We start from the raw sequence: 25,954 nt of genomic DNA on the forward strand, positions 1-25,954 counted from the left end.
ATATATAAACATCACTTTTGCACATATTAATGAACTGCTATCTTCGCCCAGCTCCACCAGAGAGCGCGTTGCCGTGCGCCAAACATGCCTTTCCAGCCTGACTAAGCAGTAGCCTGAACCACAGGACGAATATGTACGTATACGACGAATACGATCAGCGGATCGTCGAGGACCGCGTCAAGCAGTTCCGCGACCAGACCCGCCGCTACCTGGCCGGCGAACTCTCCGGCGAGGAGTTCCGCCCCCTGCGCCTGCAGAACGGCCTCTACATCCAGCGCTACGCGCCTATGCTGCGCGTCGCCGTGCCCTACGGCCTGATGTCGTCCCGGCAGGTGCGCATGATGGCCAAGATCGCTCGCGACTACGACAAGGGCTATGCGCACATCAGCACCCGACAGAACGTGCAGTTCAACTGGCCGGAGCTGGAAGACGTGCCGGAGATCCTCGCCGAGCTGGCCACCGTGCAGATGCACGCGATCCAGACCAGCGGCAACTGCATCCGCAACACCACCACCGACCAGTTCGCCGGCGTGGCCAAGGACGAGATCGTCGACCCGCGCCCCTGGTGCGAGATCATCCGCCAGTGGTCGACCTTCCACCCCGAGTTCACCCACCTGCCGCGCAAGTTCAAGATCGCCGTCAACGGCGCCGTGAGCGACCGCGCCGCCATCGAGGTGCACGACATCGGCCTGGAAGCAGTGAAGAACGCGGCCGGCGAGCTGGGCTTCCGCGTCTCGGTCGGCGGCGGCCTGGGCCGTACCCCGATCGTCGGCAGCTTCATCAAGGAATTCCTGCCCTGGCAGCACCTGCTGGGCTATCTCGACGCCATTCTGCGCGTGTACAACCGCTACGGCCGTCGCGACAACAAGTACAAGGCGCGCATCAAGATCCTGGTCAAGGCGCTGACCCCGGAAGTCTTCGCCGAGAAGGTCGAGGCCGAGTTCGCCCACCTCAAGGATGGCCCGACCACCCTGACCGAAGCCGAAGTGGCGCGTGTCTCCGCCCACTTCGTCGACCCGGCGTACAAGGCCCTGAGCGACCAGGACGCTGAACTGGCCGCCCTCGACGCCCAGCACCCGGGCTTCGCCCGCTGGCGCCAGCGCAACACCTTCGCCCACAAGCAGCCGGGCTATGTCGCCGTGACCCTGTCGCTCAAGCCCACCGGCACCGCCCCGGGCGACGTCACCGACAAGCAGCTGGACGCCATCGCCGACCTGGCCGACCGCTACAGCTTCGGCGAGGTGCGCAACAGCCACAACCAGAACATCATCCTCGCCGACGTCGAGCAACAGCAGCTGTTCACCCTCTGGGGCGAGCTGCGCGAACAGGGCTTCGCCACGCCCAACGTGGGCCTGCTGACCGACATTATCTGCTGCCCGGGCGGCGACTTCTGCTCCCTGGCCAACGCCAAGTCGATCCCGGTCGCCGAAGCCATCCAGCGCCGCTTCGACGATCTGGACTACCTGTTCGACATCGGCGACATCGACCTCAACATCTCCGGCTGCATGAACGCCTGCGGTCACCACCACGTCGGCCACATCGGCATCCTCGGCGTGGACAAGAAGGGCCAGGAGTTCTACCAGGTGTCCCTCGGTGGCAGCGCCGGCCGCGAAGCCAGCCTGGCCCAGATCCTCGGCCCGTCCTTCGCCCAGGAGGAAATGGCCGACGTGATCGACAAGCTGATCAAGGTCTACGTCGAGCAGCGCACCGAGGAGGAAAGCTTCCTCGACACCTTCCGCCGTATCGGAATCGACCCGTTCAAGGAGCGCGTCTATGCAGCGAATCATTAAGAACGGCCAGGTGCTGGACGAGACCTGGCACCTGCTGCCGGCGGACGCCACCCTCGACAGCATCAGCAACAGCGACGACCTGATTGTGCCGCTGGCCCTGTGGCGCGAGCATGCGCATGCCCTGAAGGCCCGCGACGGCGGCCTGGGCGTGTGGCTGGAAGCCGGCGAGGAGATCGAGGAGATCGCCGACCAGCTGGACAACTTCCAGGTGATCGCCCTGAACTTCCCCGCCTTCACCGACGGCCGCCACTGCTCGACCGCCTACCTGCTGCGCAACCGCTACGGCTACAAGGGCGAGGTGCGCGCCATCGGCGACGTACTGCGCGACCAGCTGTTCTCCTACAAGCGGGTCGGCTTCGACGCCTTCGCCCTGCGTGCGGACAAGGACCCCTACGACGCGCTCAAGGCCTTCGAAGAGTTCTCCGAGGTCTACCAGGCCTCCACCGATCAGCCGCTGCCGCTGTTCCGCCGCCGCGCCTGATGGTTCGGCCGCATGAGAAAGCCCCGCACTGCGGGGCTTTTTCGTTTGTGGACATAGCCCGGATATAACCCGGGAGCGGAGTCGCCTGCCTCCCGGATTACATCCGGGCTACATGTGCGGCTACTGTGGCGCCCGCACCGAGTCCCAGGCCACCTGCGCCAGCAGCTCGCGGCAGTCGGCCAGCTGGGTCTGGGTCCGCCCGGCCAGCCAGTTGCGCGCGAAGTCATGGGCCGGACCGATGATCACCGAGGCGAAGCAGTCGGCCGGCATGACCTTGAACAGGCCCTGCGCGCGATAGCCGGCCAAGGCCTCGAAGATGCGCTGGAAGTGCACGCGGTTGGCTTCGCGCAGCTCCTCGCCCAGCTCGCTGGCCTCGACCCGGCCACGACTGTGCAAGATGAAGCGCGCCCAGTCCGGGTTGGCCGCCACCCAGTCGATATAGCTGGTCACCAGCAGCTTGACGCAGGCTTCGGCGCTGTCGGCCCTGGCAAAGCCGGCCTCCAGCAACGCCGCGTACTCGCCGGTGCCGGCCAGATAGAGCGCGCCGAGGATCCGCTCCTTGTTGCCGAAGTGGTGGTAGAGACTGCCGATACTGGCGCCGGAGCGGTCGCGGATCATCTCGATGGTGGTCGCGTCGACCCCGTATTCGGTGAAGCAGGCCAGGGCGGCCTGGAGGATTTCGTCCTTGCGGGAACGGCGGGCCATGGGGCCTCCGATAAGATTAGAATAATTTTCTAGAATTTAATTCTGATATTCGTATACTGCCTGGGCGCGCACTTCTCTTCAATGCCACTGTTTTCTGGAGCCCCCATGAGTCAGATGATGCAGATGTACCAGCAGGTCGGTCCCGCCCAGTTCAGCACCATGATCGGCCAGGTCGCCCCCTACTTCGCCAGCATCGCCCCGCAGTTCGTCGAGCTGCGCCCGGGCTACGCCGAAGTGACCTTCCCCAAGCGCCGCGAGGTGCTCAACCACCTCGGCACCGTGCACGCCATCGCCCTGTGCAACGCCGCAGAGCTGGCCGCCGGCACCATGACCGACGCCTCCATCCCGGCCGGCTACCGCTGGATTCCGCGCGGCATGACGGTGGAATACCTGGCCAAGGCCAAGGGCGACGTGCGCGCCGTGGCCGACGGCAGCGCCATCGACTGGAGCCAGACCGGTGACCTGAAGGTGCCGGTGGTGGCCTACGTCGAGGACACCCCGGTGTTCCGCGCCGAGATCACCATGTACGTCAGCCAGGCGTGAAACGAAAAGGCCCGGCATGTGCCGGGCCCTTTTCTCCCTCTCGACGTTTCAGCCGAGATTGACCAGCACCCGCCCGACCATCTGGCCGGCGAGGATCTGCTCGATGGCCTTGGGCAGCTGCTCTAGGCTCAGCTCCTCGGCCAGGCTCTCCAGATTGTTCAGCTTCCACTGCAGGGACAGCTTGTCCCACATGGAGGCCTTGACCACCAGCGGCAGCTCCACCGAATCCACCCCCAGCAGGTTGACCCCGCGCAGGATGAACGGGGCGACGTTGCCCTTGAAGCCCATGCCGGCGGTCAGGCCGCAGCAGGCGGCGCTGGCACCGTAGCGCAGCGACTTGACCACATTGAACAGGATCTCGCCGCCGACGGTATCCACCGCACCGGCCCAGCGCTCCTTGAGCATGGCTCTGTCGCTGCCTTCCTGCAGTTCCTCGCGCGGCACTATCTGCTGCGCGCCGAGCTGGCGCAGGAACTCGCCCTGCCCGGCCTTGCCGGTGGAGGCCGCGACGTTGTAGCCGAGGCGCGCCAGCAGGGCCACGGCGATCGAGCCAACACCACCGGTGGCGCCGGTGACCAGCACCGGGCCGGCGGCCGGGGTCAGCCCGGCCTGCTCCAGCTTGTCCACGCACAGCGCGGCGGTCAGGCCGGCGGTGCCGAGCAGCATGGCCTCGCGCAGCGACAGGCCCTTGGGTCGCTTGATCACCCAGGCGGCCGGCACGCGGATGTACTGGCCGAAGCCGCCGGCGGTATTCATGCCCAGGTCGTAGCCGGTGACTATCACCTCGTCGCCGGCAGCGAACTCGCCAGCCGAGGACTCCGCCACCACGCCGGCGGCGTCGATGCCCGGGGTATGCGGGTAGGCCTTGGTCACGCCGCGATTGCCGCTGGCGGACAGGGCGTCCTTGTAGTTGAGCGAGGAGTACTGTACGCGGATCAGCACCTCGCCGGCGGGCAGATCGGCCACGGCACGCTCGACCACACGGGGCACGAAGGTGCCGTTCTCCTCGGTGACCAGCAAAGCCTTGAAGGTGGTCATGACTTACTCCTACCAGAAACGTTGTTGATTGAAGCGGCTCCACCAGTTCAACAGCAGGCGGTCCAGCGTGACGCTGGCGGCCAGGCCGAAGCGCTCCGGCAGGCTCTTCTTCTCGGCGAAATGCAGGTGGAACAGTTCGGCCTCGCGAGCACGCTCGGCCAGGTACTCGTCGCTGGTCTTGAGCTCGTCGACCAGGTGCTTGTTCAGTGCAGAGACGCCCAGCCAGACTTCGCCCGTGGCGATTTCGTCGATATTCAGCTGCGGCCGGTAGCGGGCCACGAAGTTCTTGAACAGCTCGTGGGTGGTGTCCAGGTCTTCCTGGAACTTCTCGCGGCCCTTCTCGGTGTTCTCACCCAGTACGGTGAGCGTACGCTTGTACTCGCCGGCGGTGAGCATCTCCACATCGATGTCGTGCTTCTTCAGCAGGCGATGGATGTTCGGCAGCTGCGCCACCACACCGATGGAGCCGAGGATGGCGAAGGGCGCGGAGAGCACCTTGTCGCCGATGCAGGCCATCATGTAGCCGCCACTGGCCGCCACCTTGTCCACGCACACGGTCAGCGGCACGCCGGCCTGGCGGATACGCGCCAGCTGCGAGGCCGCCAGGCCGTAGCCATGCACCAGGCCGCCGCCGCTCTCCAGGCGCAGCACCACCTCGTCCTGGGCCGTAGCCATGGACAGCAGCGCGGTGATCTCGTGGCGCAGGCTGTCGGTGGCCGTGGCCTTGATGTCGCCATCGAAATCGAGCACGAACACCCGCGGCTTGCTCAGCCCTTCCTTGCTTTCCTTTTTCTCCTGCTTGGCCTGTTTGGCCTCGGCCTTGCGCCGTGCCTTGAGCTGGGCCTTGAGCTGGGCCTTGTCGAGCAGCTCATGCTCCAGGCGCTCGCGCAGTGTCTTGTAGAAATCGTTGAGCCTGCTCACCTGCAGCTGACCGCTGCCCTTGCCGCGGCCCTTGCCACGCAGGGCCGCCACGGTCAGCAGCACCGCGATGATGGCGATTACCACGGTCAGGGTGCGGAGCAGGAAGTCCGCGTAATCCAACAGAAACTCCACAGGTTACCCCTCGTCTATTCTGTCGCGGGTACCGATCCGGGCTCCCGCTCGTTGCCCAGCATACCGGCGCCAGAGCCTGTCGGCCAACCGCGGCAAGCCGTGCGTCGGCCATCCCGAGCATTTCAAACAAGCGTATGTTTTTTCGTTGACAGGCGCCCAGCTCTGCCAATACCCTCGCGAGAATTCAACCCGCCGGGATCTCTGCGGACGTGGGCAGCATCTACCTGATTCGACATGGCCAGGCCTCCTTCGGCGCCGACGACTACGACGTGCTGTCGCCGCTCGGCGTGCGCCAGGCGGAAGTGCTCGGCGACCACCTGGCCGAACTCGGCATTGTCTTCGATCGCTGCCTGAGCGGCGACCTGCGCCGCCAGCAGCATACCGCCAGCGCCGCCCTGCAGCGCTGCGTGGCTGCCGGGCTGAACTCACCGGAACTGGAGATCGACCCGGCCTTCAACGAATTCGACGCCGAGGCGGTGATCCGCGGCCTGCTGCCGGCCATGCTGCCAGACGAGCCGGGCGCACTGGAGATCCTGCGCAACCCCAAGGATAACCGCGCCGCCTTCCAGCACCTGTTCGCCCGTATCATCCGCCGCTGGGTCAGCGGCCAGCATGACCAGCCCGGCCACGAGACCTGGCAGGGCTTCGTCGATACCGTCGGCGACGGCCTACAGCGCCTGCTGGCACGTGCAGAGCGCGGCCAGAACATCGCCGTGTTCACCTCCGGCGGCACCATCACCGCCCTGCTCCACCTGCTGACCGGCGTACCGGCCGAGCGAGCCTTCGAGCTCAACTGGCAGATCGTCAATACTTCGCTGTCGCGCCTGCAGTTCCGCGGCAACGAGGCAACCCTGGCTTCCTTCAACAGCCGTGTGCACCTGGAGCTGTTGAAGACCCCGGAACTCATCACCTATCGCTGAGTACCGGCCCACAGCGGCCCGCAAGGCCGCCAGCAACCCTTGATAACAAAGGATAGAAACCATGAGCTCCGTTGCCGACACCATCAACAGCATGAAGTCCAAGTTCAACGCCAGCGCCGCCGCCGGCCTGGACCTGGTGTTCCAGTTCAACATCGAAGACGGCGACAACTACGCGCTGATCGTCAAGGACGGCACCTGCGACGTGCAACAGGGCGACAACCCGAACGCCAACGTCACCCTGATCATGGACAGCGCCACCCTGGCCGGCATCGCCAGCGGCGAAACCGACGGCATGCAGGCCTTCATGGGCGGCAAGCTGCGCGCCGAAGGCGACATGATGCTGGCCATGAAGCTGGCCGAACTGTTCCCGGTATAAGCCTCAGGGCACAGGCCGCGACACAGGAAAACCGGGGTCTTCGGGCCCCGGTTTTTTTTCGCCCGCAAGCAGCCGCACAGGCAATCAGGTGGCTTGATCGAAGGCCAACACGCAAATCTATAACGCTGTGCTTTGCTTAAGGGCAACATTAGATTAGCCAATGATTAGTGGCACCCATCATCAGCAGAAGGGATAAGCATGACGCTGACAGACCAGTCCACCGGCATCCGCGAAGGCGAAGAACTCGATGCCGCGCAGATCGACCCGTACCTGAAGGCGCATATCCCCGGTCTGACCGGCACGCCGCGCATCAGCCAGTTCCCCGGCGGCGCCTCCAACCTGACCTACCTGCTGGAATATCCCGAGCAGGAATTTGTCCTGCGCCGCCCGCCCTTCGGCCACAAGGCCAAGTCGGCCCACGACATGGGCCGCGAATACCGCATCCTGAACCAGCTCAACGCCGGCTTCCCGTACTGTCCGAAAGCCTACGTGCACTGCACCGACGAGTCGGTGATCGGCGCCGAGTTCTACGTGATGCAGCGGGTCAAGGGCATCATCCTGCGCAGCGACATGCCGGCCGAGCTGAACTTCAGCGCCGAGCAGACCAACGCCCTGTGCAAGAGCTTCATCGACAAGCTGGTCGACCTGCACGACGTCGACTATCAGGCCTGCGGCCTGGCCGACCTAGGCAAGCCGGAAGGCTACGTGAAGCGCCAGATCGAGGGCTGGAGCGACCGCTACGAGAAGGCCCTGACCCCCGATGCGCCGGCCTGGGAACAGGTCAAGGCCTGGCTGCGCGAGAAGATGCCGGCCGACCACCACAAGCCGGGCATCGTGCACAACGACTACCGCTTCGACAACGTGATCCTCGACCCGGCCAATCCGATGCAGATCATCGGCGTGCTGGACTGGGAGCTGACCACCATCGGCGACCCGCTGATGGACCTGGGCAACACCCTCGCCTACTGGATCGAGGCGAACGATCCGCCGCCCGTGCAGCTGATGCGCCGCCAGCCAAGCAACGCGCCGGGCATGCTGACCCGCCAGCAGTTCGTCGACTACTACGCCGAGCGTGCCGGCATCCAGATCGACAACTTCGACTTCTACTACGTGTACGGCCTGTTCCGCCTGGCCGGCATCGTCCAGCAGATCTACTACCGCTTCTTCCATGGCCAGACCAAGGACAAGCGCTTCGCCCAGTTCATCATGATGAACAAGCTGCTGGAACAGATGGCCCTGCAGGTCATCGGCAAATCCACCCTCTAACCCGGCTCAGACAAGGTAACCAGAATGTCCAAGACCCACCTGTTCGACCTCGACGGCAAGATCGCTTTCGTCTCCGGCGCCAGCCGCGGCATCGGTGAAGCCATCGCCAAGCTGCTGGCCCAGCAGGGCGCCCACGTGATCGTCTCGAGCCGCAAGATCGACGACTGCCAGAAGGTCGCCGACGCCATCGTCGCCGACGGCGGCAAGGCCACCGCCATCGCCTGCCACATCGGCGAGATGGAGCAGATCCAGAGCGTCTTCGCCTTCATCCGCGAGCAGTTCGGCCGCCTCGACATCCTGGTCAACAACGCCGCCACCAACCCGCAGTTCTGCAACGTGCTGGACACCGACCTGGGCGCCTTCCAGAAGACCGTCGACGTCAACATCCGCGGCTACTACTTCATGTCCATCGAAGGCGGCAAGCTGATGAAGGCCAACGGTGGCGGCTCGATCATCAACGTCGCCTCGATCAACGGCGTCTCGCCGGGCGAGTTTCAGGGTATCTACTCGGTGACCAAGGCCGCGGTGATCAGCATGACCAAGGTGTTCGCCAAGGAATGCGCGCAGTTCGGCATCCGCTGCAACGCCCTGCTGCCGGGCCTGACCGACACCAAGTTCGCCTCGGCCCTGACCAAGAACGACGCCATCCTCAACATGGCCTTGCAGCGCATCCCGCTCAAGCGCGTGGCCGCCCCGAGCGAGATGGCCGGCGCCGTGCTGTACCTGGCCAGCGAGGCCTCCAGCTACACCACTGGCGTGGCACTGAACGTGGACGGCGGCTTCCTCTCCTGAGGCGCAGCGACCTCCTCAAGGGCCGGGCACTTCGCCCGGCCTTTTATTTTGCGCGGCGAACGCCCGCTGCGCCTCGCGCAGGGTGGCGAAATGCAGCACCTGCGGCAGTGCCTGGATGCCGCGCGCCTCGCGCCAGCGCTGCCACTCGGAACGGCGACCGGCCATCACCGGGGTCACCCCACGCGCCGTCATCTCCTCCACCAGCTCGCGCAGCACCAGCAACCCGGTGGCATCGACATCGGTCACCGGCAGCATGTCCAGGACGAACCAGCGCAGCCCGGGCCCGGCCTGGTCCAGCGCCTGGCGCACCGCACGGCGGAAGAACTGGGCATTGAAGAACACCAGCGGCGCATTGAAGCGCAGCAGCAGGATGCCCGGCTGGCGCTCGCCGGCCGCATGCCGCTGCAACGCATGGAAACCGCGCATGCCCTCCACCCTGCCCAGCTCCTCCACCAGCGGGCGCGAAGTCGAGCGCACGAAGCGCAGTAGCGCCAGCACCACCACCAGCAGGATCGCCTGGATCGCCCCGACCGCCACCACGCCGACCGTGGCCAGCAGACACAGCGCCAGCTCGCCCCGGGAGATGCGATAGAGCTGGGCGAGGAAGCGCAGGTTGACCAGCGACAGGGCGCCGAACACCAGCACCACGCCAAGCGCCGCCACCGGCACATAGGCCAGCGGTGCGGTGAAGAACAGCAGCACCAGGGCGATGGCCAGGGCCGCGATCACGCTGGTCAGCTGGCTGCGCCCACCACTGCTGTCGGCCACCGCCGTGCGCGAGTCGGCGCCACTGATGGCAAAGCCCTGGGAGAAGGACGAGGCCATGTTGGCCAGGCCCAGGGCGACGAACTCGCGGTCGGTGTCGATGCTGTAGCGGTTCTTCTCGGCGAAGCTCTGCGCGGTCAGCATCATGCTGGAGAAGCTCACCAGGGCCAAGCCGGCGGCATCGGCCAGCAGGGTCGGCAACAATTGGGGAGAAAAGCTCGGCACATGCAGCGGCGGCAACCCGGCGGGGATCAGCCCTATGGTGGCCACACCCTGCGCCCCCAAGCCGAGCACCGCAGTGGCCACGGCGGCCAGGGTCATGGCGATCAGCGCCGCCGGCAACTTGGCCAGATAGCGCTTGGACAGGAGCATCGCCAGCACGCTCAGGGCACTCAGGGCCAGGGTCGGCCCGTGCCAGTCGGCGTGACGGGTGAAGAACTCGGCAAGCCTCGGCACTATGCCGCTGGCCTGCTGGGTGAAGCCGGCGATCTTGCCGAGCTGGCCGAGCAGGATGCTCAGCGCCACGCCATTGAGGAAGCCGACCAGGATCGGCCGCGACAGGAACTCGGCCAGCGCCCCCAGGCGCATCAACCCGGCAGCGATGCAGAACAGCCCGGTGAAGAAGGTCAGGGTCAGCGACAGCGACAGGTAGAGCGCCTCATCCCCCGCCGCCAGCGGCGCCACGGCGGCGGCGAGCAGCGCGCAGGTTGCCGCATCCGGCCCGACCACCAGCTGGCGCGAGGTACCGAACAGGGCGTAAACCAACATCGGCAGGATGCAGGCATAGAGTCCGGTGACCGGATGAAAGCCCGCCAGCTCGGCATAGGCCACCGCCACCGGCAGGGCTACCGCGGCCACCGACAGCCCGGCGCGCAGGTCATCCTTGAGATAGTCGCGGCGGTACTGCAGCAGCGCAGCGAGGCCCGGCGCCACTCGCGCCAGGCGGGTATGGTGGCGATGCGACTGCGACATGCGGCCTCCCCTGGCCGGCGGAATATGCCTGCAGCCTAGTCGCTCGGCGCGGCCCTCACCAATCCTTGAGCGCCTGCTCGGCGGCCTGGCTCAGCGGCTTGGCCAACAGGCCGGTGGGGCTGAGGCTGACCGCGAACATCGCGCCGTCGGCGATCGGCAGGTAGGTGACCCGCGCGGCCTGCGGCTCGAACAGGAACAGGTCGCGCTGGCCCAGGCGCAACCAGCGCCACAGGTCGATGCCATAGGGGCTCTGCGCCAGCTGTACCTGAGCATGGCGGGCATTCTGCTGCTGCTCGATGGCGAGGAAGCGTCCGGACAGCTTCTCCAGCCGGTAGCCGGGCTCCAGGCCAATCAGCGCGGCCAGGCCCTTCCAGCCCAGCAGGCGGGCATCCAGCTGCCACAGATCGCCCTCCAGCAGCACCTCACGCTCCTCCCCGCCTTCCAGCAGGTTGACCCGGTAGCGCTGCGGGCCGTCGGCAACGAAGCTCAGGGTCACCAGCGGCTTGTCCTGCACCTGTGCGTCGTAGCTGCGCAGGTCGTAGGCGACCACGCCGACCAGCAGCGCCAGGGCGAGAAAGGCCAGGCCGGCGGTGCCGCGCAGCCAGGCGAGGAACCAGTTGGGGGAGAACAGGATGCGGGCGGCGATGAACAGCGCCAGCAAGGCCAGCAGGCCGGTGAACCAGGCCAGGCCGTCATGCTGCATGGGAGCGATTCCTTCTGCGAATTTTTGCCGGCATTATGCGGAGCAGCCGCGCAGGGAACCAGCAACAGCCCCGCACAATTGAACCCACTTCGAGTTTTTTATGCCCTTTCCCTTCGAGCTGGGTGTCGACCCGCTCACCCTGCTGATCCTCGCCCTGGTCGCCTTCACCGCCGGCTTCATCGATGCCATCGCCGGCGGCGGCGGCCTGCTGACCATCCCCGCCCTGCTCACCGCCGGCCTGCCGCCGCACCTGGTGCTCGGCACCAACAAGCTGTGCGCCACCTTCGGCTCGGCCACCGCCAGCTACACCTTCTACCGGCGCAAACTGTTCCACCCGCGCCAGTGGCGCAATGCGCTGCTCGCCACGGCTGTCGGCGCGGCCATCGGCGCCATCATCGCCCACTGGCTGCCGGCCGCCTGGCTCAACCAGATGCTGCCGGCCGTGGTCTTCGGCTGCGGCCTCTACCTGCTGTTCGGCAAGACGCCGGAAACCCATGGCCAGCAGGACGCCCCGGTGGCCCAGGGACGCCAGTGGCCGCAGGGTTTCGGCCTGGGCTTCTACGATGGCGTGGCCGGCCCCGGCACCGGCGCCTTCTGGACGGTCAGCACCCTGCTGCTCTACCCCATGGACCTGGTACGCGCCAGCGGCGTGGCGCGCAGCATGAACTTCGTCAGCAACGCCATGGCGCTGACGGTGTTCATCATCGCCGGCCAGGTGGCCTGGCTGCTCGGCATCGCCATGGGCCTGGCGCTGATGGCCGGCGCCTTCCTCGGCGCGCGCACGGCGATCCGTGGCGGCTCGAAGTTCATCCGCCCGGTGTTCATCCTGGTGGTACTGGCGCTGACCGCGCGCCTGGCCTGGCAGCACTGGTTCTGACAGGGAGTTTCGCCATGCGACTCGGCAACAGTACCCCGACCCTGCGCATCTTCGACGAGGCCAGGGCCCGGGAGTTCTACCTAGGCTACCTGGGGTTCCGGATCGACTGGGAGCACCGTTTCGCGCCCGGCATGCCGCTCTATCTGCAGGTGTCGCGCGATGACTGCGTGCTGCACCTTTCCCAGCACCACGGCGACGCCTAGCCCGGCGCGGCGATGCGCATCGGCACGAACAACCTGGACGAACTGCACCGCGAGCTGGAGCAGAAGCACTACGGCTATGCGCACCCGGGCATCGAGGCCATGCCCTGGGGCGGCCGCGACATGAGCCTGCGCGATCCCTTCGGCAATCGCCTGACCTTAACCGACGCCGGCGGCTGAGCTCAGCGCAGCAGCTCGGGCTCCGGCTGGCCGAGGCGGCGCGCCACATAAAGGTCGATCAGGTAGCGGGCGATCGAGCGCGACATCGGCAGCGGCGGCAGCCGGTCGATGGGGAACCAGCGCGCGTCCTCGATCTCGTCGGCCTGCGGCACTATCTCGCCACTGACGTACTCGGCATGGAAGCCGAGCATCAACGAATGCGGGAAGGGCCAGCCCTGGCTGCCCAGGTACTGCAGGCGGCCGACCTCGATGCCGACCTCCTCGCGCACCTCGCGGACCACGCACTCCTCCGCCGACTCGCCGGGCTCGACGAAGCCGGCCAGGGTGCTGTAGACGCCGGAGACAAAGCGCGGTGAACGCGCCAGCAGCACTTCGTCGCCCCGGGTGACCAGCACGATCATGCTCGGCGAGATGCGCGCATAGCTGTCCAGGCCGCACTCGGGGCAGCGCAGGCAGCGCTCGCCCGGTACCAGGCGATTGCGGCTGCCACAGCGGCCGCAGAAATGGTGGTTGATATCCCAATGGGCGACCTGTTCGGCGAAGGACAGCATGCGGAAGGTCGGGTAGTCGGCCTGCAGCATGAACTGGCGCAGGCCCTGCCAGAAGCCGCCGGGCAGCTCGACGGGCTGCTCGACCTGCAGCAGCCACACCGGCTGGCCATCGAACTGGCCGAGCCCGTGCTCGGCGCTGATCGGCCAATCCTGGCGCTTGAGCCAGTCGCGCGGAAACAGCACGCCATTGGCATCGGCGAGAAAGCCCTGCGGGCCACGCACCAGGGCCCAGCCGCCGGCAGCGGCATTGTCCAGCGGCGGGGTGGTCTGCCAGCCAGCGACCATCAGGCAGCTACCGGCAGGCCTAGGGCACGCACGCTCTCCTCGGCCAGGTCGAGCACGCTGGGCGTGGTTTCGGGGCGCAGCACGGCGCCACCTTCGAGGTAGTACTCCAGGCTGCTGAGCGCATCGGCCAGGGTCTCCAGCATCTGCTCGGAGGGCATCTGCCGGGCGTCGATCATCTGCGTCTGGATGTACTCGCCGCACAGGCCGATCAGCCTGGCCGCGCGCTCCTGACCGAGGAACCAGAGGCCGCCGCGTACCGCCTGCAGGCTGACCGGCACGTTGGCCAGGTGCATGCGATCGCCGCTGGACTCCAGGTAGGAGGTGATGGCGCGCTTCGCCAGCGCCAGTCCACCCTGGGCCTCGCCGACCACCACGATGCGCGCCTCGGCCAACTGGTGAGCGGCGAAGGCCTCACCCTCGTCTCCCGGCTGCGCCGGCGCCGGTCGCTGATTGCGCTGCTCACCACGCTCCAGGCTGGCCACCATGCTTTCCACATAGAGCACGGCCTCGGCCAGCTTGTGCAGATCGGCGCTGGCGGCCGGACTGTGCTCGCCCCAGGCGCCGACCACCGCCAGCTGCACCTGCAGCGCGTTGGCCGCCGAACTGAGGCCGACCATGCCCAGGGTCTTGGCCAGCTTGCCCAACTGTGCATGCAGGGTGCCGAAGCTCTCCGGCTGCGCTGTGCCGCGCTCGATCAGATCGAGCATGTCCTTGACCCCCGCCAGCTCTTCACGAATGGCGGTGGACAACGAGCGCATCACGCCCTGACCGGGACCGGACAGACGCTGGTACTCCTCGTCGAGCAGATGATCGGTGAACGGCAGCGGGGTCAGGCCGAACACCTCGCGCACGGCGCTGGCCTGCGGGCCGCGGCTGTCGGCCAGGGCCACCAGATAGAGCAACTCCTTGAGCAGGCTGCGCGGCGCCTCGTAGCTGCCGTTGCTGACCAGGGCCTGCTTGATCTCGCGATCCAGGCGGGAGAACAGCTGCTTGCGCGACTTGCGCGGCAGCAGCTGGCCATCGAGCTGAGACTCGACGGCGGCGGCGCCGACCCAGCACAGGCGTCCGGCCGGCTTGTCGGCGAATAGCCCATCAAGGCGCACCAAGGCGCGCAGCATCAACTTGAGCCCGGCCTGCGGGTTGTCCTCACGGATGAAGCCGAGCAGGCCGACCTGGTACATCTGGCGCAGGCGACGGGTATCTTCGGCACTGGCGCTGGTCGCCGCCACGGCTGGACGCGCCTGATCCAGTCGTACGCTGAAGAAGAAACTTTCCGGCAGTGGCGGCTGGGCACCGGCCTGGCGCAGCTCGTTGATCGCCGGCAGCAGCAGCTCGGGCATTTCCAGGCGGTGGGCGTCGACGTTCTCCAGGTAGCGGCGCAGAACGTACAAGGCATTACTCAGGGCGGCCAGCTGGCCGTCGCGTTCCTCGCCGGCACCAACGGGGATGTCGGTGGCCTGCTGCAGCACTTCCTGGGCCAGCAGTTCGGCCCCGGCCAGCTCGATCAGGTTGAGGGTGCCGCGTACCTGCTGCAGGTTCTCCACGGCCTGCTGCAGCAGGCTGCCGTTGCTGCGTTCGGCGATGAACTGCTCGAGACTCTGCTCGGTCTCTTCCATGGTGGTGAACAGTTCGTCACGCACCAGGCTCAGGGATGTCGCGCCAGTGACCATGGGTCTGCTGATCCTCTCTTGGCTGGTGTCAGTCGGCGAATTCGGGCTTCTGCTTGCTCATGTGCGCGGCCATGGCCACGCGCAGGTCGGCAGACTGCAACATGGCGCCGTTCCAGTTGGCCACGTACTCCAGGCCGTCGTCGACGCGATGGTCGCGCATGTAGCGGATCATGTGCTTGGTGCCACGGATGGCGATCGGCGACTTGGCGGCGATCTCGCGGGCGATGTCGAACACGCCGGCCAGCAGCTCTTCCTGGCTGGCGAAAGTACAGTTGACCAGGTTGATGCGCTGCGCCTCGGCGCCGTCGATGGTGCGCCCGGTGTAGGCCAGCTCGCGCATCATGCCGTCACCGATGATGCGCGGCAGACGCTGCAGGGTGCCGACGTCGGCGGCCATGCCCATGTCGATCTCCTTGATGGAGAACTGCGCGTCCACGGTGGAGTAGCGCATGTCGCAGGCCGAGATCAGGTCGATGGCGCCGCCCAGGCAGTAACCCTGGATGGCGGCAAGCACCGGCTTGCGACAATTGTCGACGGCATTGAAGGAGGCCTGCAGCTGGAGGATCTTGCGCCGCAGGGCCTCGGCGTTGCGCCCGACATCCTTGCCCAGCGCACTGCCGGCCTGGGCCAGCAGCATCAGGTCGATGCCCGAGGAAAAGTGCTTGCCGGCACCGGACAGCACCACCACGCGCACTTCATCGGTGTCGTCGATCCAGCGGAAGACGTCGACTATCTCGGTCCAGAAGTCCGCGTTCATCGCGTTCACTTTTTCCGGACGGTTGATCTGCACATGGGCGATCTTGTCCTGCAGTTCGACGCGGAAGGCTTTGTAATCGGACACGCAGATCATCCTCGGCACAGGGCGCGCCGAGGCGCGCTTATAGATGTATTGTTTTGCAAGCAATCGGCCCACTATAACAAGCACGTCATAAATGTCGATGCCGGCCACTGTGACCTGGGACACGCTAGCAAAGCTAAGAAGAATTCTGACTATATACGATAAATACTTGATCTTTTTAGAGCTGAGCCGGAACGCTCGGTCTTGAAAATGGGGGATTCACCGATGCAGCGCTCACTGACCCACGCTTTCGTGGACAACTTCCTGGGTAACTCGCCGTACTGGTACAAGCTGTCGATCATCCTCTTCCTGATCGCCAACCCCATGGTCCTGTGGAGCCTGGGACCGGTGGTCACCGGCTGGCTGCTGGTGGGCGAGTTCATCTTCACCCTGGCCATGGCACTCAAGTGCTACCCGCTGCAACCCGGCGGCCTGCTGGTACTGCAGGCCATCCTGCTGCAGCTGACCAGCCCGCAGGCCCTGTACAAGGAGCTGGTGCACAACTTCCCGGTGATCCTGCTGCTGATGTTCATGGTCGCCGGCATCTACTTCATGAAAGGCCTGCTGCTGTTCCTGTTCTCCCGCCTGCTCCTCGGGGTGCGCTCCAAGCCCCTGCTGGCCTTGCTGTTCTGCCTGTTCTCGGCCTTCCTCTCGGCCTTCCTCGACGCGCTGACGGTGACCGCGGTGATCATCAGCGTCGGCGTCGGCTTCTTCTCCGTCTACCACCGGGTCGCCTCGGGCAAGAACCCGCGTGACGAGGTCGGGGTAAGCAGCGACCATGAAGTGGTGGAACTACATCGCGAGGACCTGGAGCAGTTCCGCGCCTTCCTGCGCAGCCTGCTGATGCACGGTGCCGTGGGCACCGCCCTGGGCGGCGTGTGCACCCTGGTGGGAGAGCCGCAGAACCTGTTGATCGGCCACGAGGTGGGCTGGAATTTCGGCCAGTTCTTCCTCGAAGTGGCGCCGGTGTCATTGCCGGTCTTGGCCGCCGGCCTGACCACCTGCGTGCTGCTGGAGAAGCTGCGCTGGTTCGGCTACGGCGCCCTCCTTCCGGTTGCCGTGCGCCAGGTGCTGGCCGAACACGCCCGCGAGGACGACGCCCATCGCACCCAAGCGCAGCGCGCGGCACTGGTGGTACAGGCGCTGGCGGCGCTGATCCTGATCCTCGGCCTGGCCTTCCATGTCGCCGAGGTCGGCCTGATCGGCCTGCTGGTCATCGTGCTGATCACCGCGTTTTCCGGCATCACCGACGAACACCAGATCGGCCGCGCCTTCCAGGACGCCCTGCCGTTCACCGCGCTGCTGGTGGTGTTCTTCGCCGTGGTCGCGGTGATCCACGACCAGCAGCTGTTCAGCCCGATCATCCAGTGGGTACTGGCGCTGCCGACCGAACAGCAGCCGGGCATGCTGTTCATCGCCAACGGCCTGCTCTCGGCCATCAGCGACAACGTGTTCGTCGCTACCATCTACATCACCGAGGTCAAGCAGGCCTTCCTCGATGGCAAGATGAGCCGCGAGCACTTCGACGTGCTGGCGGTGGCGATCAACACCGGCACCAACCTGCCCAGCGTGGCCACGCCCAACGGCCAGGCAGCCTTCCTGTTCCTGCTCACCTCGGCCATCGCGCCGCTGGTGCGCCTGTCCTACGGGCGCATGGTGTGGATGGCGCTGCCCTACACGGTGGTCATGGGCGGCCTGGGCTGGTGGGCGGTCAGTTACTGGCTGTGACCGACTGCAGCCGGTTGCGCCACTGCCGCCAGGTGTAGAACGGGATGCCCACCATCATCACCAGGAAGCCCCAGAACACCGCCTGCTCACCCGTGCCATAGAGCGCCCAGACCGAGTAGATGAAGGCGCAGCTGCCCACCAGCAGCTGGCGCCCGCGCTCCCGCGCACCGAAGCCGTCGGGCCTGGTCGCCAGCAGGTGCAGCAGCGCCGCGGCACACAGCACATAGGGCACCACCCCAGCCATGGTGCCGAGCAGGATGATCACGTTGAACACCTCGACCAGCTCGCCCTGGCCGTTCACCAGCACCAGCAGGGTCACCAGCACGCCCGAGATGAGCATGCCGTGGGCCGGCACGCCGCGTTGGCTGGTCCTGGCCAGGATCGCCGGGAACAGGCCGTCGCGCGCCGGTGCCATGGGGATCTGCCCCTGCAGCAGGACCCAGCCGTTGAGCGCGCCGAGGCAGGCAATCACCGCGCCGCCGGCGATGAAGTAGTAGCCCCAGTCGCCCAGCATCACCCGCGCCGCATCGGCGAAAGGCGCGCTGGAGTGGGCCAATACATCGGGCGGCAGGATGCCCTGTACCGCCGTGTTGGAGAGGATGTACACCACCGCCGCCACCACGGTGCCGAACAGGGTGGCCCGCGGAATGGTGCGGCGCGGCTCGCGCACGTGCTCGGCCGGCACGGTGGCCGACTCCAGACCGATGAAAGACCACAGGGTGAGCGCCGCCGTGGTGGCAATGGCCTGCACATAGCCGCCGCCCGGCAGCGCGGCCGGCTCGGGAATGCTCAGGTAGCCCGGATTGAAATAGAACCAGCCGAGCAGGCCGACCAGCAGCAGCGGCACCAGCTTGAGCAGGGTAAGGATGTTCTGCGCCACGGCGAAGGAGCGGATGCCGCGCAGGTTGATCAGGGTACAGAGCCAGATCGCACCGATGGCCGTGCTGACCATCAGCAGCGGGTCGCGCAGCACCGGCAGGAACACCTGCAGGTAGCCGACCAGGGTCACCGAGATCGCCGCATTGCCGATCCAGGCGGCCATCCAGTAGATCCAGGCGCACAGATAGCCGGCGAAGCTGCCGAAGGCATCGCGGGTATAGGCATAGGGCCCGCCGGCGGCCGGATCGAAACGCGCCAGGCGGGCGAAGCACAGCGCCAGCAACACCGCACCGGTGCTCGACACCAGCCAGCCGACCAGGCTCAGGCCGCCGTAGGGACTCAGGCTGGCCGGCAGCAGGAACACCCCCGAGCCCACCATGTTGCCGATCACCAGGGCGCTGCAGGTCCAGAACCCCATCTCGCCCTTGCCGCTCTGCTCCTGAGCCATGTTTCCCCCGGATTGCACAGGCCCGGCCACCTGGCCGGCGTTATTCCTTGATGCAATCCACGGTATAGCAGGCCCCGTCGCGCTGCAGGCCGTGCACATCGGCATCGAAGCCGGGGAACTGGCTGTCGAAGGTGCGGGCGAATTGCAGGTAGTCGATGATCAAGCGGGTTTCGGCAGTGAAGCGCTCGCCTGGCATGATCAGTGGAATGCCCGGCGGATAAGGCACCAGCATCACCGCCGCCAGGCGGCCTTCGAGCTGTTCGATCGGCACCGCCTCGACCTCGCCGCGCACCAGCTTGTCGTAGGCATCGGCCGGCTTGATCGCCACCTGCGGCAACACCGTGTACATGTGCTTGAGTGCCTTGGCCGTGGCATTTTCGCGGTAGCAGCCGTGCAGCTCGTCGCACAGATCGCGCAGACCCATGCCGGCGTAGCGCGCCCCGCCCTCGCGGGCGATCGACGGCAGCGCGTCGAGCAGCGGCACGTTGGCGTCGTACAGGCGCTTGAACTCCAGCAGTTCGGTGAGCAGGGTGCTCCACTTGCCCTTGGTGATGCCCATGGAGAACAGCACCAGGAAGGAATAAAGGCCGGTTTTCTCCACCACCAGGCCGCGTTCCCAGAGGAACTTGCTGACCACCGCCGCGGGAATGCCGGCCTCGGCCAGCTTGCCGTCGGCGGACAGCCCCGGCATCACCAGGGTGACCTTGATCGGGTCGAGCAGCACATAGTCCTCGGCGATATCGCCGAAGCCGTGCCAGTCGGCGTTGGGCTGCAGCAGCCAGTCGCCGGTGTGCACGCCCTCGCCGCCGGCCTGCTCCGGCTGCCAGATGCTGAACCACCAGTCATCTTGCTTCAGGTTCTGCCGCAGGTTGGCCAGGGCGCGGCGGAAGCTCAGCGCTTCGTCGAAGGTTTCCTGGATCAGCGAGCGCCCGGCAGGGCCTTCCATCATCGCCGAGGCCACGTCCAGCGAGGCGATGATGCCGTACTGCGGCGAGGTGGAGATGTGCATCATGAAGGCTTCGTTGAAGCGGTCGCGGTCCAGCTGGCGCGCGCCACCGTCCTGCACATGGATCATCGAGGCCTGGCTGAAGGCGGCCAGCAGCTTGTGCGTGGAATGGGTGGAAAACACCAGCGGCGAGTGCTCGTCACACTGGGTACCCATGCCGTAGCGCCCGGCGTAGAACTCGTGGAAGGCGGCGTAGGCGTACCAGGCCTCGTCGAAGTGCAGCACTTCCACCGAGTCACCCAGGGCCCGCTTGACCATCTCGGCGTTGTAGCACAGGCCGTCATAGGTGGAGTTGGTCACCACCGCCAGCTTGACCTTGGGTGCGCGGCCGCGCGCCAGCGGGCTGGCATCGATCTTGGCCTGGATCGACTCCTTGCTGAACTCGCTGATCGGGATCGGCCCGATGATGCCCAGCTCGTTGCGCTCCGGGCACAGGTACAGCGGGATGGCGCCGGTCATGATGATCGAATGGAGGATCGACTTGTGGCAGTTGCGGTCCACCAGCACCAGGTCATCGCGGCCGACCATGGAGTGCCAGACGATCTTGTTCGCCGTCGAGGTGCCGTTGATCACGAAGAAGGTGTGGTCGGCGCCGAAGTTGCGCGCGGCGCGCGCCTCGGCCTCGGCCAGCGGGCCGGTATGGTCGAGCAGCGAGCCCAGTTCGGGCACCGACACGGACAAGTCGGAACGCAGCGTGTTCTCGCCGAAGAACTGATGGAAGGCCTGCCCCACCGGGCTCTTGCGGTAGGCCACGCCACCGCCGTGGCCGGGCGTGTGCCAGGAATAGTTGGACTGCGCGGTGTGCTGCACCAGCGCCTTGAAGAACGGCGGCAGCAGGCCGTCGAGGTAGTTGTGCGCGGCGCGCGCCACCTGGCGGGCGAGGAAGGACACCGTGTCCTCGTACAGGTAGAGGATGCCGCGCAGGTGGTTGAGGTCGGCCATGGCGTCGGCCGGGGCGTTCTCGATGGTCACCTGCTCGCCGAGGGCGAAGATCGGCAGCTGCGGCGCGCGCACGCGGGCGATGCGGATCAGCTCGACCATGTCCTGCAGCAGGCGCTGGTTTTCCCCCGCCCCCTCGGCGGCCACCAGGATGCAGGCCAGGCCGTGGTGAGTGGAGGCGACGATGCGCCCCTCGGCGGAGCTGGCGGTGGAGAGGATGGTGAAGCCATCCTTGCCCAGTTCCTCGGCGATGGCGCGGACGCGTTCGCCGGCGACGGTGTCGGCCTTGATGTCGCGATGGACGATGAGGATGGGGAAGTTCAGGTCTTTATACATTGTGCCTTCCTGAGGGAGTGGTGCTCTGGGGCACCTATCCCCTCAGGTTAGAAGTTCGCCGATGGCGGCGGAACCCCCTGTGCGGAAGGCTGTAAGAAAAGGTCGCATTGGCCGTACGACTGCGGCTCCTCAACTCGCCGGCTCTTCCGCTGGCGCCTCCATCTTGGCCCACAGCGACGGGCCGCCTGCAGACTTCTCGATGATGGCCAGGCGCGCGGCATGCGCGGCCAGCTCTTCCTCGCTGGCGCGCAACACGCGAATGGGCGCGCGGTTCGGGTCGAGGCGGCGAATCGGGCTGGGCAGCACGCGGCCGGAGCCGTCGCCGCCGTCACCGGCCAGCGACAGGTGGGTCTGGCCACCGGTCATGGTCAGGTAGACGTCGGCGAGGATCTCGGCGTCGAGCAGTGCGCCGTGCAGGTCGCGACCGGAGTTGTCGACGCCGTAGCGCTTGCACAGGGCGTCGAGGTTGTTGCGCTGGCCCGGGTGGCGCTCGCGCGCCATCAGTAGGGTGTCGAGGATCGAGCAGTAGTCGCTGACGTCGCTGCGCTCGCTCTGCCCGAGCAGGGCGAACTCGTTGTTGATGAAGCCGACGTCGAACGCTGCGTTGTGGATGATCAGCTGGGCGCCTTCGATGAAGGCAAAGAACTCGTCGGCCACGTCCTTGAAACGCGGCTTGTCGGCCACGAACTCGTTGGTGATGCCGTGTACCGCGATCGCGCCCTCGTCGATCTCGCGATCGGGGTTGAGGTAGACATGGAAGTGGCGCCCGGTCAGGCGTCGGCCTTCCAGTTCGACACAGCCGATCTCGATGATGCGGTGACCATCGGTCACCGGCATGCCGGTGGTTTCGGTATCCAGTACGACGCTACGCACGCTTCATTCCCCTTGCTTCTTCGACGCCACGGTTGGCCAGCTGGTCGGCCTTCTCGTTGCCCGGATGGCCGGTATGGCCGCGCACCCACTGCCATTCGACCTGATGACGGTTGACCTGCTCGTCCAGCGTCTGCCACAGGTCGGCGTTCTTCACCGGCTCCTTGCTGGCGGTCTTCCAGCCGCGCTTCTTCCAGTTCGGCAGCCATTCCTGGATGCCCTTCATCACGTACTGCGAGTCGGTGGTCAGGCGCACCTGGCAGGAACGGGTCAGCGCCATCAGCGCGCAGATCGCCGCCATCAGCTCCATGCGATTGTTGGTGGTGTTGGGCTCGCCGCCCCACAACTCCTTCTCCGCGCCCTTGTAGACCATCAGCGCACCCCAGCCACCGGGGCCGGGATTGCCCTTGCAGGCGCCGTCGGTATAGATCTCGACTTTGTCTTCGCTCATCGAATGCTCTAGTTCTCGGAATCGCGCCGGCTGACCTTGGCCACCGGCAACGGCAACAGCTTGCCCATGCTGGCGCGTGGCACCGGGCGCAGCGGACGCAGCCCGACCACCAGCTTGCGCGCCACCAGCAGGTAGAACCCCGCTCCGGGTGCATGCAGGCTCGCGCCCCAGCGCTCCAGCCCGGCCAGCCGCGCCTGCCAGGCCGGCGCGGAAAGCGGCGGACGATAGCACCCGAAGCGGCGTTTCTCCAGCGCGAAGCCGAGCAGGCTGAGCCAGTCCGCCAGGCGGTTGGGCGAGATACAGCGGGCCTGGCGGAAGCCGTCACGAGCGAAGTAGTGGCGCAGGCCCCAGGTGCTCCAGGGATTGACCCCGCAGATCAGCAGGTAACCACCCGGCCGCACGCTGCGCGCCGCCTCGCGCAGCAGGCCATGAGGCGACAGGCAGAAATCCAGGCCATGCTGCAGCACCACCACGTCGGCAGCGTGTTCGCCCAGCGGCCAGGCCTGCTCCTCGCAGGCGATGTGCACGCCGGCCAGCGGCGCGCCCAGGCGCACGTTACAGCGGATCTGCGGCGCCTTCGGCGGCTCGGCCTCGGCCGGCCCGTAGTGCACCAGGTAACCGCCGAAGTAGCGCGCCAGTTCCTCGTCCAGGGCCTTGCGCTCCTCGCCCAGCAGCTGCTCGCCGAGCGGCGAAGCCAGCCACTGGCGGGCGGCCTGGGTCAGGCTCAGCCAGTCGGCGTCGGCCTGGGCAAAAGGTTGTTCGCTCATCGGGACCTCCCGTGACACAAGCAGCTCTTTGCCGCTTAAGATGCGCCATTGTGATTCGATTGGCGACCCCGAGCATGTTTCAGATCGACGCCCTGCCCGCCTTCAGCGACAACTACATCTGGCTCATCCAGGACAACCAGCAGCACCGCTGCGCCGTGGTCGACCCGGGCGATGCCGCCCCCGTGCTGGCCTGGCTGGAGGCGCATGGCGACTGGCAGCTCAGCGACATCCTGATCACCCATCACCATCCCGACCATATCGGCGGAATCGCCCGTCTCAAGCAGGCGACCGGCGCCCGCGTGTGCGGCCCTGCGCGGGAAAACATCCCGGCCCGCGACCTGGCGCTGGACGAGGGCGCGCGCGTCGAGGTGCTGGGCCGCAGCTTCCTTATATATGCGGTGCCCGGCCATACCCTGGGCCATATCGCCTACCACCAGGCCGAGGAAGGCTGGCTGTTCTGCGGCGACACCCTGTTCGCCGCCGGCTGCGGCCGCCTGTTCGAAGGCACCCCGCAGCAGATGCACGACTCCCTGCAGCGCCTGGCAGCCCTGCCCGGCGCCACACAGGTGTACTGCACCCACGAATACACCCTGAGCAACCTGCACTTCGCCCACGCCGTGGAGCCCGCCAACCCCGCCATCGCCGCGCGCCTGGCCGAAGTCGCCGCCTGGCGCGCCGCCGGGCGCATCAGCCTGCCATCGACCATCGCCCTGGAGCTGGCCACCAACCCCTTCCTGCGCTGCCTGGAAACATCCGTTAAAGAAAAACTCGACGAGCGGGACGGCCCCCGCCAGCGCAGGGCCGACGAGGTATTCAGCGCACTGCGCAGCTGGAAGGACAACTTCAAGGCTGGTTAAGAATCGACCAGCGGACTGGTGAAAACTTGACCACCCCCGGGGCCATTCCTAGAATCCCCGAACTTTTTTGCGCCGGCAGGTACTACCGACCGATGTTCTTATTACCTTTCGGAACCCTTGATTCAGCGGCATTGGCACGAGGAGCAAGGGCTCTGGCGGTGATCCTGTGCATGGGTCTGGCAGGCTGCCAGAGCACCGGCCGCAGCGACAATCCGGGCCAGGACACCGATCGCGCCGTAGGCCTGCAGCAGGAACCGGAGTGGCTCGACGAGGCCGCCAAGGAGCAAGCCCCCAAAGACATCTGGGAGCGCATGCGCGATGGCTTCAAGCTGCAGGACGAGATCGGCGTCAACCCGCGCATCGAGAACCAGCGCCTGTGGTTCGTCAGCAACCCCTCCTTCCTGGAGAACGCCTCCGAGCGCGGCAGCCGCTACATCCACTACGTGGTCGAGCGCCTGGAAGAACGCGACATGCCGATGGAGCTGGCCCTGCTGCCGGTGATCGAGAGCGCCTACAACCCCTTCGCCTACTCGCGCAGCCATGCAGTCGGCATCTGGCAGTTCATCCCCTCCACCGGCCGCCATTTCAACCTGCGCCAGACCAACTGGTACGACGGCCGCCGCGACATCACCGCCTCCACCAATGCCGCGCTGAACTACCTGAGCCGCCTGCACGACATGTTCAACGGCGACTGGCTGCTGGCCCTGGCCGCTTACAACGCCGGAGAAGGCACGGTGAGCCGTGCAATCGAGCGCAACCAGAAGCTCGGCCTGCCGACCGACTACTGGAACCTGCCGCTGCCGCAGGAAACCCAGAACTACGTGCCCAAGCTGCTGGCCCTGTCGCAGATCGTCCTGTCGCCCGAAGCCTATGGCGTGCGCCTCGACCCGATCGCCAACGAACCCTACTTCGAGCAGGTGGCGAGCAAGCCGGGCCTGGACCTGGCCCGGGTGGCGGCCCTGGTCGACATGGAAGAAGAGGAGCTGGAAAGCCTCAACCCGGCCTTCAAGAAGGGCATCACCATGGATGGCCCGCAGCACCTGCTGGTGCCCATCGACAAGGCCGAACTGTTCAATGCCAACCTGGCCCTGATCAAGACCCAGGCGCCGGTGCAGTGGCAGGAGTACCGGGTACGCTCGGGCGACAACCTGCACAGCATCGCCAACCGCTACCACCTGACGGTCAACACCCTGAAGGACGTCAACCGCCTTTCCAGCAATCACCTGCGCGTCGGCCAGATCCTCAGCATTCCCGCCGAGGCCGGCAGCGAGCGGGCCCCGGCCCTGCACCAGCAGGTGGCCAAGGCCCCGAGCAGCCAGCCGCAGCGCTACAAGGTCAAGCGTGGCGATACCCTGTGGCAGATCGCCAACAGCCACCGCGTTTCGCTCCAGGACCTGCAACGCTGGAACGGCCTGAATGCCCGCAGCAAGCTGAGTCTGGGCCAGGTCCTGGAGATCCGCGGCGGTAACGGTGGCAAGGCGGTGGCGGCGGCCAGCGACGGCAAGCGGCAGAAGGTCACCTACTACCGGGTCAAGCAGGGTGACTCGCTGTACCTGATCGCCCAGCGCTTCAAGGTCGACGTCAAGCGCCTGCAGAGCTGGAACCCACGCAGCGACGCGCGCTCGCTCAAGCCCGGGCAGACCCTGACGCTCTACACCAACTGAAGCC

24 protein-coding genes and 1 pseudogene are annotated in these 25,954 nt (G+C 66.4%); 12 read left to right on the top strand and 13 right to left on the bottom strand.

The features are described from left to right. Positions 1–131 precede the first annotated feature (131 nt). Together DMO17_RS10465 and DMO17_RS10470 are read left to right on the top strand one after the other, a co-directional pair. Complete coding sequence (locus DMO17_RS10465; protein WP_110682439.1) at positions 132–1,790, top strand: nitrite/sulfite reductase; 1,659 nt, start codon at positions 132–134, stop codon at positions 1,788–1,790. Beyond that, positions 1,774–2,271, top strand: coding sequence for a DUF934 domain-containing protein (locus DMO17_RS10470; RefSeq protein ID WP_110682440.1), 498 nt, complete (start codon positions 1,774–1,776; stop codon positions 2,269–2,271). Before DMO17_RS10465 ends, DMO17_RS10470 begins: the two co-directional genes overlap by 17 nt. A gap of 120 nt (positions 2,272–2,391) precedes the next feature. On the opposite strand, the gene DMO17_RS10475 is transcribed toward DMO17_RS10470, so the two are convergent. Next, on the bottom strand, positions 2,392–2,976 hold the full coding sequence (locus DMO17_RS10475) for a TetR/AcrR family transcriptional regulator (protein WP_110682441.1): 585 nt from the start codon (positions 2,974–2,976) through the stop codon (positions 2,392–2,394). A gap of 105 nt (positions 2,977–3,081) precedes the next feature. Between DMO17_RS10475 and DMO17_RS10480 the strand changes: the two genes are divergently transcribed. After that, positions 3,082–3,519: a hotdog fold domain-containing protein gene (locus tag DMO17_RS10480; RefSeq protein ID WP_110682442.1), complete on the top strand. Its 438-nt coding sequence runs from the start codon at positions 3,082–3,084 to the stop codon at positions 3,517–3,519. Between the two features lie 48 nt (positions 3,520–3,567). Here the strand turns inward: DMO17_RS10480 and DMO17_RS10485 are convergent, their stop codons facing one another. Together DMO17_RS10485 and sohB are read right to left on the bottom strand one after the other, a co-directional pair. Next, the gene (locus tag DMO17_RS10485) at positions 3,568–4,557 is read right to left on the bottom strand and encodes a YhdH/YhfP family quinone oxidoreductase (RefSeq protein ID WP_110682443.1); all 990 of its coding nucleotides are present in this window, start codon (positions 4,555–4,557) and stop codon (positions 3,568–3,570) included. A 9-nt stretch (positions 4,558–4,566) separates the two neighbouring features. Further along, positions 4,567–5,610 (bottom strand): protease SohB, encoded by a 1,044-nt coding sequence (gene sohB, locus DMO17_RS10490; protein ID WP_110682444.1) that lies wholly within the window; start codon positions 5,608–5,610, stop codon positions 4,567–4,569. Between the two features lie 209 nt (positions 5,611–5,819). Here sohB and DMO17_RS10495 point away from each other — a divergent pair, with 209 nt between their 5' ends. From DMO17_RS10495 to DMO17_RS10510, 4 genes are all read left to right on the top strand, one after another. Then, entirely contained in the window at positions 5,820–6,530 is a 711-nt protein-coding gene (locus tag DMO17_RS10495) for a histidine phosphatase family protein (RefSeq protein ID WP_110682445.1), read from the top strand. Between the two features lie 61 nt (positions 6,531–6,591). Beyond that, the gene (locus DMO17_RS10500; RefSeq protein ID WP_110682446.1) at positions 6,592–6,906 is read left to right on the top strand and encodes an SCP2 sterol-binding domain-containing protein; all 315 of its coding nucleotides are present in this window, start codon (positions 6,592–6,594) and stop codon (positions 6,904–6,906) included. Between the two features lie 198 nt (positions 6,907–7,104). Beyond that, positions 7,105–8,172, top strand: coding sequence for a phosphotransferase family protein (locus tag DMO17_RS10505; RefSeq protein WP_110682447.1), 1,068 nt, complete (start codon positions 7,105–7,107; stop codon positions 8,170–8,172). A 24-nt stretch (positions 8,173–8,196) separates the two neighbouring features. Further along, the gene (locus DMO17_RS10510) at positions 8,197–8,964 is read left to right on the top strand and encodes an SDR family oxidoreductase (protein WP_021699567.1); all 768 of its coding nucleotides are present in this window, start codon (positions 8,197–8,199) and stop codon (positions 8,962–8,964) included. Positions 8,965–8,979: 15 nt separating this feature from the next. On the opposite strand, the gene DMO17_RS10515 is transcribed toward DMO17_RS10510, so the two are convergent. Together DMO17_RS10515 and DMO17_RS10520 are read right to left on the bottom strand one after the other, a co-directional pair. Then, a complete protein-coding gene (locus tag DMO17_RS10515) occupies positions 8,980–10,701 on the bottom strand; it encodes a SulP family inorganic anion transporter (protein WP_110682448.1) in 1,722 nt (573 codons plus the stop codon). Positions 10,702–10,756: 55 nt separating this feature from the next. Further along, entirely contained in the window at positions 10,757–11,404 is a 648-nt protein-coding gene (locus tag DMO17_RS10520; protein ID WP_110682449.1) for a hypothetical protein, read from the bottom strand. Positions 11,405–11,504: 100 nt separating this feature from the next. Here DMO17_RS10520 and DMO17_RS10525 point away from each other — a divergent pair, with 100 nt between their 5' ends. Together DMO17_RS10525 and DMO17_RS10530 are read left to right on the top strand one after the other, a co-directional pair. Continuing rightward, positions 11,505–12,281, top strand: coding sequence for a TSUP family transporter (locus DMO17_RS10525; RefSeq protein WP_110682450.1), 777 nt, complete (start codon positions 11,505–11,507; stop codon positions 12,279–12,281). Positions 12,282–12,295: 14 nt separating this feature from the next. Continuing rightward, a pseudogene (locus DMO17_RS10530) lies at positions 12,296–12,661 on the top strand (glyoxalase superfamily protein). Between the two features lie 2 nt (positions 12,662–12,663). Here the strand turns inward: DMO17_RS10530 and nudC are convergent. Genes nudC through DMO17_RS10545 form a run of 3 tightly spaced genes read right to left on the bottom strand, consistent with a single transcriptional unit; the run spans position 12,664 to position 16,008 of the window. Further along, the gene (nudC, locus tag DMO17_RS10535; protein WP_110682451.1) at positions 12,664–13,497 is read right to left on the bottom strand and encodes an NAD(+) diphosphatase; all 834 of its coding nucleotides are present in this window, start codon (positions 13,495–13,497) and stop codon (positions 12,664–12,666) included. After that, positions 13,497–15,167, bottom strand: a complete 1,671-nt coding sequence (locus tag DMO17_RS10540; RefSeq protein ID WP_110682452.1) for a ferrous iron transporter B — start codon at positions 15,165–15,167, stop codon at positions 13,497–13,499. Before DMO17_RS10540 ends, nudC begins: the two co-directional genes overlap by 1 nt. 28 nt (positions 15,168–15,195) lie before the next feature. Then, entirely contained in the window at positions 15,196–16,008 is an 813-nt protein-coding gene (locus DMO17_RS10545; protein WP_110682706.1) for a crotonase/enoyl-CoA hydratase family protein, read from the bottom strand. A 222-nt stretch (positions 16,009–16,230) separates the two neighbouring features. Here DMO17_RS10545 and nhaB point away from each other — a divergent pair, with 222 nt between their 5' ends. After that, on the top strand, positions 16,231–17,733 hold the full coding sequence (nhaB, locus tag DMO17_RS10550; RefSeq protein WP_110682453.1) for a sodium/proton antiporter NhaB: 1,503 nt from the start codon (positions 16,231–16,233) through the stop codon (positions 17,731–17,733). Here nhaB and DMO17_RS10555 read toward each other — a convergent pair. The 5 genes from DMO17_RS10555 to DMO17_RS10575 all read right to left on the bottom strand — a co-directional run bounded on the left by DMO17_RS10555 (position 17,717) and on the right by DMO17_RS10575 (position 23,429). Further along, complete coding sequence (locus DMO17_RS10555) at positions 17,717–19,060, bottom strand: amino acid permease (protein WP_258371520.1); 1,344 nt, start codon at positions 19,058–19,060, stop codon at positions 17,717–17,719. The two genes, nhaB and DMO17_RS10555, sit on opposite strands and share 17 nt — an antisense overlap. Positions 19,061–19,100: 40 nt before the next feature. Then, positions 19,101–21,341, bottom strand: a complete 2,241-nt coding sequence (locus DMO17_RS10560) for an Orn/Lys/Arg family decarboxylase (RefSeq protein ID WP_110682454.1) — start codon at positions 21,339–21,341, stop codon at positions 19,101–19,103. Between the two features lie 129 nt (positions 21,342–21,470). Continuing rightward, positions 21,471–22,214, bottom strand: coding sequence for a DNA polymerase III subunit epsilon (dnaQ, locus tag DMO17_RS10565; RefSeq protein WP_021699578.1), 744 nt, complete (start codon positions 22,212–22,214; stop codon positions 21,471–21,473). Beyond that, a complete protein-coding gene (rnhA, locus tag DMO17_RS10570) occupies positions 22,207–22,662 on the bottom strand; it encodes a ribonuclease HI (protein WP_110682455.1) in 456 nt (151 codons plus the stop codon). Before rnhA ends, dnaQ begins: the two co-directional genes overlap by 8 nt. 8 nt (positions 22,663–22,670) lie before the next feature. Next, positions 22,671–23,429, bottom strand: a complete 759-nt coding sequence (locus tag DMO17_RS10575; RefSeq protein WP_110682456.1) for a class I SAM-dependent methyltransferase — start codon at positions 23,427–23,429, stop codon at positions 22,671–22,673. Between the two features lie 74 nt (positions 23,430–23,503). Between DMO17_RS10575 and gloB the strand changes: the two genes are divergently transcribed. Both gloB and DMO17_RS10585 read left to right on the top strand, forming a co-directional pair. Continuing rightward, positions 23,504–24,286 carry a hydroxyacylglutathione hydrolase gene (gloB, locus tag DMO17_RS10580; protein WP_110682457.1) on the top strand — a complete coding sequence of 261 codons (783 nt, stop codon included), beginning with the start codon at positions 23,504–23,506 and terminating at the stop codon, positions 24,284–24,286. A gap of 92 nt (positions 24,287–24,378) precedes the next feature. Continuing rightward, positions 24,379–25,950, top strand: coding sequence for a lytic transglycosylase (locus DMO17_RS10585; RefSeq protein WP_181418772.1), 1,572 nt, complete (start codon positions 24,379–24,381; stop codon positions 25,948–25,950). Positions 25,951–25,954 lie beyond the last annotated feature (4 nt).

The organism is Aquipseudomonas alcaligenes (assembly GCF_003205495.1).
GTDB lineage: Bacteria > Pseudomonadota > Gammaproteobacteria > Pseudomonadales > Pseudomonadaceae > Aquipseudomonas > Aquipseudomonas alcaligenes_B.